Below are 12,721 nucleotides of genomic sequence, written 5' to 3'. Positions count from 1 at the left end.
GGTCGGCGGAGATCAGCAGCGGTTCAGCCGCGCGGGGATGGATGCGGGGTTCTCGATGTCGAAGCCGAAGGCGCGGTCGAGGGCCGGCTGCAGCAGCTCGTCCAGCTTCGCCTGGGTCGGCCCGAACGGGTCCATCCGCCGGTCGGCCTCGAGCCCGAAGCGGCGCTGGAAGGCGCCCAGGCCGAACTCGAAATCATGGCCGTCGGCGGTGCCCGTCCGACCGTCGGGACGGCGCGCCTTCTCGGGCGGGTAGTAGCCCAGCAGACCCAGCGCCGCCTTGGCCGCCTTCACGTCCGCCTCGCGGTTGGCGCCGCCCTCGCCGACCGGCAGATCGAGCGGCAGGTTGGCGCCCCGGCCCAGCAGGTCCCGCGCCGGCCGCTTCGCGCCGGCCGTCGCCTTCGCATGCCGCGCCGCGTCCAGCGCCTGCACCGTCGGGCCCGCCGGGTCCATCACGCCGTCCGGCTCCAGACCCTTCGACTTCTGGAACGCCTTCAGCCCCTGGAACAGCCGCCGCTCGGCGACCGGCTGGAAGCCGAGATCCGGCCAGGGCCGGTAATGACCCAGATCCGCCAGCGCCCGCTGCGCGCCCACGATGTCGCCATCCCGCATCGGCGTCTTCGCCGAAACCCAGTGAGCGGGGCGAAAAGGGCGGGTGAAGGTGGGCCTCGGCGGGGTCGGGATGGCCGGCATCTGTCATGCTCCCTGGCTGGGCATCGCGCATGACAGGGGTATTTATACCGGCCCGACCTTAAGCGTGCCGGGTTTTTCGCGCTGCAATGGTACGGCGTTCTCCCTCTCCACTTGACCTCGGCTTCTCCGCCCGGCTTGATCGGGCCGCAATGTCCTGGGGAGGATTTCCGACAGATGAACGCCGTCACGCTGGCCAGCCCGCTCACCCTGCCCTGCGGGGCCGTCATCAAGAACCGCTTCGGCAAGGCGCCGCTGACCGAGGGTCTGGCCGACCCCGAGCACCGCGCCACCGAGCGTCATGTCCGCCTCTACCGCCGCTGGGCCGAGGGCGGCGCGGGGCTGGTGGTCACCGGCAATGTCCAGGTCGACCGGCGCTATCTGGAGCGGCCGGGCAATGTGGTCATCGACGGCCCGCAGGACGCGCAGGCGCTGGCCCGGCTCCGCGCCTACGCCGAGGCGGGGACGGCCAACGGCACGCAGCTGTGGATGCAGCTCAACCATCCGGGCCGGCAGACGCCGCGCCGGGTCTGCGAGCAGCCGGTGGCGCCGTCCGCCGTGAAGCTGAACCTGCCCGAGAGCGCCTTCGCGCCGCCGCGCGCGCTGACCGCCGACGAGGTCGACGACGTCATCGCCCGCTTCGCCCATGCGGCGAAGGTGGCGCAGGACACGGGCTTTTCCGGCGTTCAGGTGCATGCGGCGCACGGCTATCTGCTGAGCCAGTTCCTCACCCCGCTGGTCAACCGGCGCACCGACAGATGGGGCGGCAGTCTGGAGAACCGGGCGCGGCTGCTGCTGGAGATCGTGCGCGCCATCCGCGCCGCCTGCGGCCCTGCTTTCCCCATCGGGGCAAAGCTGAACTCGTCGGACTTCCAGCAGGGCGGCTTCGACAATGACGAGTGCCTGCAGGTGGTGCAGTGGCTGGAACAGGCCGGCCTGGATCACCTGGAGATCTCCGGCGGCAATTACGAGGAGCCGTCGATGATGGGCTCGAAGACCAGCGAGGGGAAATCGGTGGCCGAGAGCACGGTGAAGCGCGAGGCCTATTTCATGGAATACGCCGAGCAGATCCGCGCGGTGACGAAGCTGCCGCTGATGGTCACCGGTGGCTTCCGCAGCCGCGCCTCGATGGAGCAGGCGCTGGCGTCGGGCGCGCTGGACATGATCGGCCTGGGCCGGCCCATGTGCGTGGAAACCGACGCGCCCGACCGACTGCTGGCCGGGGCCGAGAGCGTCGGCGCCTGGGAGCGGGAGATCCGCCCGCCCAAGGCCGGCATGGGCTGGTTCGCGCTCAACCTGATCCGCCATGGCGACGGGCTCGATCCCGACACGGCCATGACCGGCGAGGAGGCGATCAGGGCCTATGTCGCCAACGAGGAGGCGACGGCGCAGCGCATGGCCCGCCCCGCCGCCTGACTGCGCCGGCTCAACGTGTCACCCCCGCCTCCGTGCGGGGGTCCGGAGCGGCTTCGCGAGTCATCCGGATAACCGGATGCCCGCACGATGGCGGGCATGACACCGAACGCATGATCGTTTCAGGCGAAGGGCTTCGCGGCGCGGGAGAGCTGCAGCGCGTCGTCCAGCGTGTGGCGGAACTCGACCAGTTCGGTCTGGGGGAGGAAGGCGCCGATCCGGACCCGGCGGCCGTGGCTGCCGACATAGAGCTTCCGCCCGCCGGCGGTGTCGGTCTCCATGTCCGTCCTGGACCAGTAGGACGGGAAGCTCCAGCTCTGCACCCGCCCGTCGGGGCGGCGGCGCATCACCGTCAGCGTGCCGTTGTCGATCACCACGCGCTCGCGCTGGCGCGCCGCGCGGTAGCTCATGCGGAAGGCGAACCAGACCAGCAGCACGTCGAGACCGAAGAAGCCCATCACGGGCCAGGCGCCCTTGACCATGAAGATCGTGCCGGCGGTGAAGCTCACCCCGCCGATCAGGGCCATCACCACCAGGAAGCCCCGAGGGCCCAGCGAGCGGTGCGGACGCAGGACGAAATCGTGTTCTGGGGCGGACTCGTTCATTGAGGTCAATTTAGTCGCCGCCACGGCGCGCGCAATTGCGGAAAAGCGGCCCGACACCTATTGTCGGCGCAGAACCAAGGCAATCGGAGGATCGTCCCATGGGCCTGCCGGCGGAGAAGATCGCGGGCGTCGTCGAGGAGCTGAAGGCGCTGCTGGGCGACCGGGTCAGCACCGCCGCGGCGGTGCGCGAGCATCATGGCCATGACGAGAGCTATCACCACGCCGCCCTCCCGGACGCCGTCTGCTTCGCGCATGCGACCGAGGAAGTCGCGGAGATCGTGAAGATCTGCGCCCGCCACGGCGCGCCGATCATTCCCTATGGCGTCGGCACCTCGCTGGAGGGCCACGTCATCCCCGCCGACGGCGGCGTCACCATCGACATGTCGCAGATGAATGAGGTCCTCGAGGTCAATGCCGAGGACCTGGACTGCACCGTGCAGGCGGGCGTCACCCGCAAGGCGCTGAACGAATACCTGCGCGACACCGGGCTGTTCTTCCCCATCGACCCGGGCGCCGACGCCTCGATCGGCGGCATGACCGCGACCCGGGCCTCGGGCACCAACGCCGTGCGCTACGGCACCATGCGCGAGAACGTGCTGGCGCTGACGGTGGTCATGGCCGACGGGAGGATCATCAAGACCAACCGCCGGGCGCGGAAGTCAGCCGCGGGCTACGACCTGACCCGGCTGATGGTCGGCTCCGAGGGCACGCTGGGCATCATCACGGAGATCACGCTCCGTCTCTTCGGCATTCCGGAGGCGATGAGTTCGGCGGTGGTTTCCTTCCCCGATCTCGAGGCCGCGGTGAACACGGTCATCACCACCATCCAGGCCGGCGTGCCGATCGCGCGCATCGAGCTGCTGGACGAGGTGCAGATGGACGCGGTCAACCGCTATTCCGGCTATGACTATCCGGTCCAGCCGACGCTGTTCCTGGAGTTCCACGGCTCGGAGACGGGCGTGAAGGAACAGGCCGAGACGGTCGGCGCGATCTGCGAGGATTTCGGCGGCGCCGATTTCCAGTGGACCACAAGGCCCGAGGACCGCAACCGCCTCTGGCAGGCGCGCCACGACGCCGCCTACGCTGCCAAGTCGCTGAAGAAGAACGCCTCCATCTGGGCGACGGACGTCTGCGTGCCGATCTCGCGCCTGGCCGAGTGCATCCTGGAGACCAAGAAGGACATCGTCGAGAACGAGCTCACCGCGCCCATCGTCGGCCATGTCGGCGACGGCAACTTCCACCTCGCCTTCGTCTTCGAGGAGGGCGACGAGGAAGGCTTCCGCCGCGCCGAGCAGGTCAACGACCGCATGGTCATGCGCGCGCTGGCCATGGGCGGCACCTGTACCGGCGAACACGGCGTCGGCACCGGCAAGATGAAGTTCCTGGTTGCCGAGCACGGCGACGCGGTGGCGGTGATGCGGGAGATCAAGAAGGCGCTCGACCCGCAGAACATCATGAACCCGGGCAAGATCTTCTAGGTCTGAACCCTTGAACGCGCCCGTTCGCCTCATCGTCGGCATGTCGGGCGCCTCGGGCGCGGTCTACGGCATCCGGCTGCTGGAGGCCCTGCGCGGGACGCCGGTCGAATCGCATCTGGTGATGAGCCGCGCGGCGGCCATGACCATCGCCTACGAGACCGACCGGACGGCCGAGCAGGTCCGCAGGCTGGCGGACGTCGCCTATCCGGTGGGCGATATCGGCGCCGCCATCGCCTCGGGCAGCTACCGCACCGCCGGCATGGTGGTGGCGCCCTGCTCGATCCGGACGTTGTCTGAAGTCGCGACCTGCGCCACCTCGAACCTGCTGACCCGCGCCGCCGACGTGGTGCTCAAGGAGCGCCGGCGGCTGGTGCTGCTGGTCCGGGAGACGCCGCTGCACACCGGACATCTCAGGATGATGGCCCAGGCCTCCGAATCCGGCGCCATCATCATGCCGCCCGTGCCCGCCTTCTATGCGAAGCCGCAGAGCCTGGACGACATGATCGATCACACGATCGGCCGGGTGCTCGACCTCTTCGACATCGAGAACGCGCTGGTGAAGCGCTGGAAGGACGGTTGAGGACGACCCCGGCTCAGCCCGTCGTCAGCCCGCCGCCGACCACCAGGATCTGTCCGGAGATGTAGTCGCTCTCCGGCGTGCAGAGCAGGTAGACCCCGCCGGCGGCGTCCTCCGGCGTGCCCATGCGGCCCAGCGGGATCTGGCGGACCAGATCGTCGGTCATGGCTTCGGGAAACCCGACCTTGTGGTCCTTGTCGCCGACCTTGATCGACGCCTGCTGGCCGGCCTCGAACCGCTGGGTCAGCCGCGTGTCGATGAGGCCGAAGGCGATGGCGTTGACCGTGACGTTGTAGCGGCCCCATTCGCGGGCCATCGCCGTGGTGATGCCGATCGCCGCGCCCTTGCCCGCGGCGTAGGAGACGCCGCCGGCCATGCCGTAATACGCCGCGATGGAGGAAATGTTGACCACCTTGCGCGTGACGGTCCGGCCTTCGGCCTGCTCGGCGCGGTGACGTTCGCGGAAGTGCGGCGCGGCGGCGCGCAGCACCTTCATCGGCGCCGCCGCATGGACGTCCAGCATCGCCTGGATCTGCTCGTCGGTGTGGTTCTGGATCGTGGTGTTCCAGATATAGCCGGCGTTGTTGACGATGATGTCGAGTCCGCCGAGCGACTGCAGCGCGCCCTGGACCAGATCGTCGGCCATGCCGGCGGCGGTCACCGAGCCCGCCAGCCCCGCGGCGCGGCCGCCCTGCTCCCTGATCTCGTGCATCACCTCGCCCATGGGCTCGGCGTCCAGATCGTTGACGAAGACCGCAGCGCCCTCGGCCGCCAGTTTCAGCGCCACGGCGCGGCCGATGCCGCGCCCCGCGCCGGTGACCAGCGCCACCTTGCCGTCCAGACTACCCATTTCATCCTCCCCCAAGGCATATCGAAGAAAAGTCCTTCGCTTCGCTCAGTGTACTTTTCTTCGGATGGCGTTGCGTCGCCGTCGCTCGAGGCGGCTCGTCGCGGCGGCGACTTGTCGTTCTGACTTCAGCGTCGCCGCAAGGCCGCCCTTGCGGCGACGCTGCCTGAACCTTCCGTGAGAAAGTACACCGAGCCTTTGGCGAGGAACTTTCTCACGACGTACCTTCCACCCCGCACCAGTCGGCGACGAACAGGGCCACGGTCTTGGTCACGTCGAGCGTGGACTTCAGGCTGACCCGCTCGTCGAAGCCATGGATGTGCTCGGATTTCGGCCCGTAGACCAGCGCCGGGGTGTCGTCGTAGAGCATGGCCACGCGGGCATCGAGATAGGCGGGCATGGTGGCGTCGCCCAGTTCGGCCGCCCGGACCTGCCGGTGCGCGTCGGCCAGGCAGGCTTCCGCGTCGGAGCCGGGCGGCAGCGCATAGCCTTCCGCGGCGAAGCCGTTATAGGTCAAGCTCGGCGGATGATTGGAGAGGAACGGGTCGTCCAGCGCCGCGCCGCGGATGGCGCCTTCCAGGCGACGCTTCGCCTCCTCGACCGAGGTGCCGGGATAGATGCCGGCGCGCACGTCGAAGCGGCACCAGGCGGGCACCGACGAGGCCCAGTCGCCGCCGGCGATCTTGCCGATATTGATGGTGATCGGGTGCGTGGCGTCCTCGAAATGGGGGTGATCGCCCTTTTCCGCGTTCATTTCCGCCTCGAGTTCCTTCAGCGCCTGGATCAGCTTGTAGGCTGCGATGATGGCGTTGGAGCCGACGGTGGATTCGTAGACATGGGCAGGCCGGCCGCGCACCTCCACCTGGAACCAGAGCACCCCGACATTGGCGCGGACGAGCTGGTCGTGGGTCGGTTCGGTGATCAGGACGGCGTCGGCGTGATAGCCGCGCACCAGGCAGGACAGCGCGCCGTTGCCGGTGCACTCCTCTTCGGTCACCGACTGCATGTAGACCGTCGACGCCGGCTCGACCCCCGCGCGGCGGAGCGCGTCGAAGGCGAAGAGGTTGGCGGCGATGCCCGCCTTCATGTCGCCGGAACCGCGGCCGTAGAGCCAGTCGCCCTCGATCCGCGGCTCGTAGGGCGGCGTCGTCCACATGTCGAGCGGACCGACGGGCACCACGTCGACATGGCCGTTGAGGATCAGCGAGCGCCCCTTCTCCGACTTCGGGCGCCAGGCGCCGACGACGTTGACCGCATTGTCGTAGGAGACGGTGACCGGCGAGAAGCCCGGATGATCCTCGATCTCGCCCACGTCGATGGACCAGCGGTCCATGGCCAGGTCCCGCTCGGCGAAGGCGCGGTAGAGGAAGTCCTGCGCCGTGTGCTCCTGGCCGCGCTGGGAGGGGAAGCGGACGAGGTCCTGGGTGAACTTCACCTGCGCGTCGAAGCCCTGTTCGACCTCCGCCAGTATGCGTTCCTTAAGCGCCGCTTCGACCATTGCCTTTCGTCCTCCATCCTGCTTGTCATCCCCGCCTTGTGCGGGGATCCGGTCTGCGGCGTTGTCGGCTACACCGAGACGGCCAGCCCATGTCGTCGGTCCGGATGCCCGCACTGGGGCGGGCATGACAACTTTCAAACAGCCCTACACCCCCGCCAGCCAGCGGCGCGCAAGCTGGTGCGCCAGCGACAGCCGGGGCGGCATGCGCAGCCCTTCGTTCGAATCGCAGTTCTCGATCATCTCCCGGACCTGGTCGCGGCTGAACCACTTCGCGTCTTCCAGCTCGTTCGGGTCGATCTTGATCGCGGTGGTTTCCGCTTCGGCGAAGCAGCCGATCATCAGGCTGGAGGGGAAGGGCCAGGGCTGCGAGGCGACATAGCGGACCTTGCCGACCCGGATGTCGGCTTCCTCCCAGATCTCGCGGCGGACGCATTCCTCGATCGATTCGCCGGGCTCCATGAAACCGGCCAGAGCCGAGTATGAGCCCTCGGGGAAACGCGGCTGGCGGCCCAGCAGACAGTTGTCGCCATGGAAGACCAGCATGATGGTCACGGGGTCGGTGCGGGGAAAATGCTGGGCGTTGCACGCCTCGTCGCTGCACTGGCGCATGTAGCCGGCGTCCCGCATCTCTGACGGCTGGCCGCAGACGGCGCAGAAGCCGTGGCGCTGGTGCCAGTCGATCATCGAGCGGGCCTGCGCCAGGATCGCCGCCTCACCGGTCGGCAGGCTGGGCGCCACAGAGCGCACGTCGATGAACTTGCCGCGCTTGTTCCAGGCGGCGTCGCCCGGCGTCCTGCGCGTGTCGGCCTCGATGGCGAAGTGGGCGCGGCCGTCGCGCTCGCCCAGCAGAATGGGGCGCGCGTTCTCCAGCAGGTCGATCGCTTCCAGCGGCGAACGCCAGCCGATTTCGGCGCCGCCGTCCAGGTCGATCAGGGCGCGGAGACGCGACATCGGCAGGAAGCGGCTTTCCGGATCCATGATCCGTTCGCCAAGCCAGTCGCCGTCCTTGCGGCGGTTCTCGGCGCGGTCCAGCGGCGCGCCCGAGAAGACTATGGGGTCATCATATTCGATCGTCATGGCGGCGGAGATTGGCACGGAGGGCCGGGGCCGGCAACGCCGGAATGGGCATTCCGGGGCTTCGAGAATCGTCTATGTTCCCCGGCATGGCGGCGGGCGAAGTCACACCGATGATGGCGCAGTACCTCGAGATCAAGGAGGCGCACCCGGATTCCCTGCTGTTCTACCGCATGGGCGATTTCTACGAGCTGTTCTTCGACGACGCGAAGAAGGCCGCCGCGAGCCTGGATATCGCGCTGACCAAACGCGGCAAGCACCTGGGCGACGATATCCCCATGTGCGGCGTGCCGGTGCACTCTGCCGACCAGTATCTGGCGCGGCTGATTCGCGACGGTCACCGCGTCGCGGTCTGCGAGCAGGTCGAGGACCCCGCGGAGGCGAAGAAGCGCGGCGCCAAGTCGGTGGTGAAGCGCGACGTGGTTCGCCTCGTCACTGCGGGCACGCTGACCGAGGACGCCCTGCTTGACGCCAGGCGCAACAACTACCTGCTGGCCGTCGCGCGCTCGGGCGGGCAGATCGGCCTCGCCTGGCTGGACATGTCGACCGGCGAACTGATCGCGAGCGCGAGCGGGGAGGCCCAACTGGGCGCCGATCTGGCGCGTCTCGGCCCGGGCGAAATCCTGGTGGCCGACAACCTGCTGGAACGGCTCGGGCCGGAGGGACCGCTGGCCGGCTGGGATCAGGCGCTGACCGTTCTGCCTGCGGCAAGGTTCGACAGCACCTCCGCCGAGAAGCGGCTGAAAGCGGTCTTCGCGGTCGGCGCGCTGGACGGCTTCGGCTCCTTCGGCCGGGCCGAGATCGCCGCGCTGGGCGCGGTGGTCGACTATGTGGAACTGACCCAGAAGGGCAAGCTGCCGCCGCTCGGACCGCCACAGCGCGAGGAACCCGGCGCGGCCATGGGGCTGGACCAGGCGACGCGGCGCAATCTGGAACTGGTGGAGACGCTCTCGGGCGAACGGCGCGGCAGCCTGCTGTCGGTCATCGACCGCACCGTCACCGGCGCCGGCGGGCGGCGGCTCGCCGCCGACCTCGCTGGCCCGCTGACCGACCCGGAGGCGATCGACGCCCGGTTGGACATGGTGCAGTTCTTCCATGACGCTGACCGCCTGCGCGACGACTTCCGGGAGGCCATCCGCCGCGCGCCGGATATCGAACGCGCGCTTTCCCGCCTCGGGCTCGGCCGCGGCGGTCCGCGCGATCTCGCCGCCATCCGCGACGCGCTGGAAGCCTGCGGCCATGCGCGCGGCCTGCTCGGCAAGGCCGGGCCGGCGGGCATCCTGGCCGAGGCCGCGGCCCTGGAGGGGCACGGCGCCCTGGCCGACGCGCTCACCGCGGCGCTGGACGATGATCCGCCGCTGCTCGCCCGCGACGGCGGCTTCATCCGTGAAGGTTACGACGCGGCGCTGGACGAGATCCGGACGCTGCGCGACGAGGGCCGACAGCACATCGCCGCGCTGCAGAAGAAATACGTCGATCGGACCGGTGTGAACGCGCTGAAGGTACGCCACAACAACGTTCTCGGATATTTCGTCGAGATCCCGCAGCGCCATGCCGAGCGCATGGACGACAGCTTCATACACCGCCAGTCCATGGCCCAGGCCATGCGCTACACCACGACCGAGCTGGGCGAACTGGAGGGGCGCATCCGTTCCGCCGGCGACCGGGCGCAGGCGCTGGAGGGGCGGCATTTCGCCGAACTGTCGGACAAGGTGCTGGCGGAAAGCCGGAAACTCGCCAGGGCTGCGCAGGCGCTGGCGCGGCTGGACGTCGCCGCGGCCCTCGCCGAGCTGGCGCGGACGGCCGGCTATGTCCGCCCGACGGTCGATCGGAGCCTGGAATTCCGCGTCGAGGGCGGACGGCATCCGGTTGTGGAGGCGCTGGCTGCGGGCGAGCAGGCCGGCGGGTTCCAGCCGAACGACTGCGATCTCGGCCCCGAAACCGGACGGCTCTGGCTGATGACCGGCCCCAACATGGCGGGCAAGTCGACCTTCCTGCGCCAGAACGCGCTGATCGCCATCCTGGCCCAGATGGGCGGCTTCGTGCCCGCCGCTTCGGCCCGCATCGGCGCGGTGGACCGGCTGTTCAGCCGTGTCGGCGCCGCCGACGATCTGGCGCGCGGGCGCTCCACCTTCATGGTGGAGATGGTCGAGACGGCGGCGATCCTGAACCAGGCCGGCGAGCGCTCCCTGGTTATCCTGGACGAGATCGGCCGCGGCACGGCGACCTATGACGGCCTCGCCATCGCCTGGGCGACCGTCGAGGGGCTGCACGAAACCAACCGCAGCCGCGGGCTGTTCGCCACGCATTATCACGAACTGACGGCGCTGGCGGAGAAGCTGGAGCAGGTCACCTGCCGCACCATGCGGGTGATGGAGTGGCAGGGCACGGTCCAGTTCCTCCACCAGGTGATTCCGGGCGCAGCCGATCGCAGCTATGGCGTCCAGGTGGCGAAGCTGGCCGGCCTGCCGCCGGCGGTCGTGCGCCGCGCAGAGGCGGTGCTGAAGCGCCTCGAGGAATCGGGGCAGGGGCGCAAGGCGGTCGCCATCGCCGACGACCTGCCGCTGTTCGCGGCCATGGCCGCCCAGCCGGAAACGCCGCAGCCCGCCGGGCCGTCGGCGGTGGAACAGGCGCTGGCGGAGATCCTGCCCGACGACATGAGCCCCCGGGAGGCGCTGGACGCGCTGTACCGTCTGAAGGGACTGGCGAATGAAAACGGATAACGACGAAGGCGCGCTGGTGCTGTTCTCCGGCGGGCAGGATTCGGCGGTCTGCCTGGCCTGGGCGCTGGCGCGCTTCGGCCGGGTGGAGACGGTGGGCTTCGACTACGGTCAGCGTCACCGCGCCGAACTGGACGTCCGGCGCGACGTGCGCAATGGCGTGGCCGTGGCGATGCCGGAGGGCGAGCGCCGGCTTGGCGAAGACCACATGGTCGACCTGGGCGTCCTGGGCGAGATCTCGGAGACGGCGCTGACCCGCGAAAGCGGGATCGCCCTGCGCGACGACGGCCTGCCGACGACCTTCGTGCCGGGGCGCAACCTGATCTTCTTCAGCTTCGCCGCGGCGGTGGCGTATCGCCGGGATCTGCGCCGCATCGTCGGCGGCATGTGCGAGACGGACTACTCGGGCTATCCCGACTGCCGCGACGACACGATCAAGGCCATGCAGCTTGCGCTCAATCTCGGCATGGACCGGCGTTTCGTGCTGGAAACGCCGCTGATGTGGCTGACCAAGGCCGGCACCTGGCGGCTGGCCGAGGATCTCGGCGGGCGGATGCTGGTGGAGGTGGTCCGGGAGCGGACCCTGAGCTGCTATCTGGGCGACGCGGAAACCCGCCACGACTGGGGAATGGGCTGCGGCGGCTGCCCGGCCTGCGACTTGCGCCGCAGGGGCTATCGGGAGTATCGAGGCGCCGCCGACCGGGCGTGAACCGCCGCATTTGAGTTGAACGAGACCGCCGTCATGGAAAACCGCCGCCGGATCGAGGGATATGTGTTTCTCGCCGCCTTCGGACTCTGCATTCCCGCCGCCAACTGGCTGATCGGCAATGTGGGCACGGTCTGCGTGCCGAACGGGCCGTGCCTGATCCCCGTGGCGCCGGGCGTGGAGGCGCCGAGCGGCGTGCTGATGATCGGCCTGGCGCTGGTGCTGCGGGACATGGTGCAGCGCCGTCTCGGCGTCGGCTGGGCCTTCGGCGCCGTCGTCGCCGGCGCGGCGCTCTCGGCCGTCTTCGCGCCGCCGGCGCTGGTCGTGGCCTCGGCGCTGGCCTTCTTCATTTCCGAGGCCGCCGATCTCGCCGTCTATACGCCGCTGCAGAAGCGCGGGCTGATTCTGGCCGTGGTGGCCAGTTCCCTTGTCGGCCTGGTCATCGACAGCGTGATCTTCCTGCAGGTTGCCTTCGGCAATCAGGACTATCTGCTGGGCCAGGTTCTCGGCAAGGCGTGGATGGTGCTGATCGCCATCCCCTTCGTCCATCTGCTGCGCCGCCGCGACGAGAAGCTGGACATCGAGGCCGCCTGACGCCGCGACTCTATTCCACCTCGTGGCCGCGCTTCGGCACCAGCACGGTGCGGCGGTAGCTGATCACCAGCGTGCCATCCTGCTTGAAGCCGCGGGTCTCGACCGTGACGATTCCCTGGGTCGGGCGCGAGGCGCTCTCGCGCTTCTCCAGCACTTCGGATTCGGCGGTCAGCGTGTCGCCGTGGAACACCGGCGCCGGCATCCTGATGTCGGTCCAGCCGAGATTGGCGATCGCCTTCTGGCTGACGTCGGAGACCGACAGGCCGGTGACGATCGAGAGTGTCAGCGCCGAGTTGACGATGGGGCGGCCGAACTCGGTCTTCGCCGCATAGGCATGGTCGAAGTGCAGCGGGTGCTGGTTCATGGTCAGCAGGGTGAACCAGGTGTTGTCGCTTTCGGAGACGGTGCGGCCGGGCCGGTGCTCGTAGATCACGCCCGTTTCGAAGTCTTCGAAGCAGCGGCCGAAGCTTTCCCGGCGGCGGTTCTCTGCGACCTTGACTGATTCAACGCTCATGTGAACGG

General features: G+C 69.1%; 12 protein-coding genes. 6 read left to right on the top strand and 6 right to left on the bottom strand.

What is annotated here, in order from left to right:
* Positions 1–12: 12 nt before the first annotated feature.
* Positions 13–609, bottom strand: a complete 597-nt coding sequence (locus tag CWC60_RS24250; protein WP_164516359.1) for a peptidoglycan-binding domain-containing protein — start codon at positions 607–609, stop codon at positions 13–15.
* Between the two features lie 255 nt (positions 610–864).
* Here CWC60_RS24250 and CWC60_RS04440 point away from each other — a divergent pair, with 255 nt between their 5' ends.
* The gene (locus CWC60_RS04440) at positions 865–2,103 is read left to right on the top strand and encodes an NADH:flavin oxidoreductase/NADH oxidase family protein (RefSeq protein WP_109792794.1); all 1,239 of its coding nucleotides are present in this window, start codon (positions 865–867) and stop codon (positions 2,101–2,103) included.
* A gap of 119 nt (positions 2,104–2,222) precedes the next feature.
* Here CWC60_RS04440 and CWC60_RS04435 read toward each other — a convergent pair whose 3' ends face one another.
* On the bottom strand, positions 2,223–2,705 hold the full coding sequence (locus tag CWC60_RS04435; protein WP_109792793.1) for a DUF2244 domain-containing protein: 483 nt from the start codon (positions 2,703–2,705) through the stop codon (positions 2,223–2,225).
* 98 nt (positions 2,706–2,803) lie between these two features.
* Here CWC60_RS04435 and CWC60_RS04430 point away from each other — a divergent pair, with 98 nt between their 5' ends.
* Together CWC60_RS04430 and CWC60_RS04425 are read left to right on the top strand one after the other, a co-directional pair.
* A complete protein-coding gene (locus CWC60_RS04430) occupies positions 2,804–4,183 on the top strand; it encodes an FAD-binding oxidoreductase (RefSeq protein ID WP_109792792.1) in 1,380 nt (459 codons plus the stop codon).
* Between the two features lie 10 nt (positions 4,184–4,193).
* Positions 4,194–4,763, top strand: coding sequence for a UbiX family flavin prenyltransferase (locus tag CWC60_RS04425; protein WP_277422312.1), 570 nt, complete (start codon positions 4,194–4,196; stop codon positions 4,761–4,763).
* A gap of 13 nt (positions 4,764–4,776) precedes the next feature.
* On the opposite strand, the gene CWC60_RS04420 is transcribed toward CWC60_RS04425, so the two are convergent.
* The 3 genes from CWC60_RS04420 to nudC all read right to left on the bottom strand — a co-directional run bounded on the left by CWC60_RS04420 (position 4,777) and on the right by nudC (position 8,182).
* The gene (locus tag CWC60_RS04420) at positions 4,777–5,610 is read right to left on the bottom strand and encodes an SDR family NAD(P)-dependent oxidoreductase (RefSeq protein WP_109792791.1); all 834 of its coding nucleotides are present in this window, start codon (positions 5,608–5,610) and stop codon (positions 4,777–4,779) included.
* A 211-nt stretch (positions 5,611–5,821) separates the two neighbouring features.
* Positions 5,822–7,105 (bottom strand): ArgE/DapE family deacylase, encoded by a 1,284-nt coding sequence (locus tag CWC60_RS04415; RefSeq protein WP_109792790.1) that lies wholly within the window; start codon positions 7,103–7,105, stop codon positions 5,822–5,824.
* A gap of 144 nt (positions 7,106–7,249) precedes the next feature.
* Positions 7,250–8,182 carry an NAD(+) diphosphatase gene (gene nudC / locus CWC60_RS04410; protein ID WP_109792789.1) on the bottom strand — a complete coding sequence of 311 codons (933 nt, stop codon included), beginning with the start codon at positions 8,180–8,182 and terminating at the stop codon, positions 7,250–7,252.
* Between the two features lie 74 nt (positions 8,183–8,256).
* On the opposite strand from nudC, the gene mutS reads away from it, so the two are divergent.
* The 3 genes from mutS to CWC60_RS04395 are packed head-to-tail and all read left to right on the top strand — an operon-like array spanning position 8,257 to position 12,199.
* Complete coding sequence (mutS, locus tag CWC60_RS04405) at positions 8,257–10,902, top strand: DNA mismatch repair protein MutS (protein ID WP_206419762.1); 2,646 nt, start codon at positions 8,257–8,259, stop codon at positions 10,900–10,902.
* Positions 10,889–11,608, top strand: coding sequence for a 7-cyano-7-deazaguanine synthase QueC (queC, locus tag CWC60_RS04400; RefSeq protein WP_109792788.1), 720 nt, complete (start codon positions 10,889–10,891; stop codon positions 11,606–11,608). The genes mutS and queC overlap by 14 nt, the downstream gene beginning before the upstream one ends.
* A gap of 33 nt (positions 11,609–11,641) precedes the next feature.
* Positions 11,642–12,199 (top strand): VUT family protein, encoded by a 558-nt coding sequence (locus tag CWC60_RS04395; RefSeq protein WP_109792800.1) that lies wholly within the window; start codon positions 11,642–11,644, stop codon positions 12,197–12,199.
* 10 nt (positions 12,200–12,209) lie between these two features.
* On the opposite strand, the gene CWC60_RS04390 is transcribed toward CWC60_RS04395, so the two are convergent.
* A complete protein-coding gene (locus CWC60_RS04390; RefSeq protein WP_109792787.1) occupies positions 12,210–12,713 on the bottom strand; it encodes a MaoC family dehydratase in 504 nt (167 codons plus the stop codon).
* Positions 12,714–12,721 lie beyond the last annotated feature (8 nt).

Origin of the sequence: Minwuia thermotolerans (assembly GCF_002924445.1) — a bacterium.
Lineage (GTDB): Bacteria > Pseudomonadota > Alphaproteobacteria > Minwuiales > Minwuiaceae > Minwuia > Minwuia thermotolerans.
The sequence above is the reverse complement of the archived record's forward strand: the minus strand, read 5'-3'. Positions and strand labels throughout refer to the sequence as shown.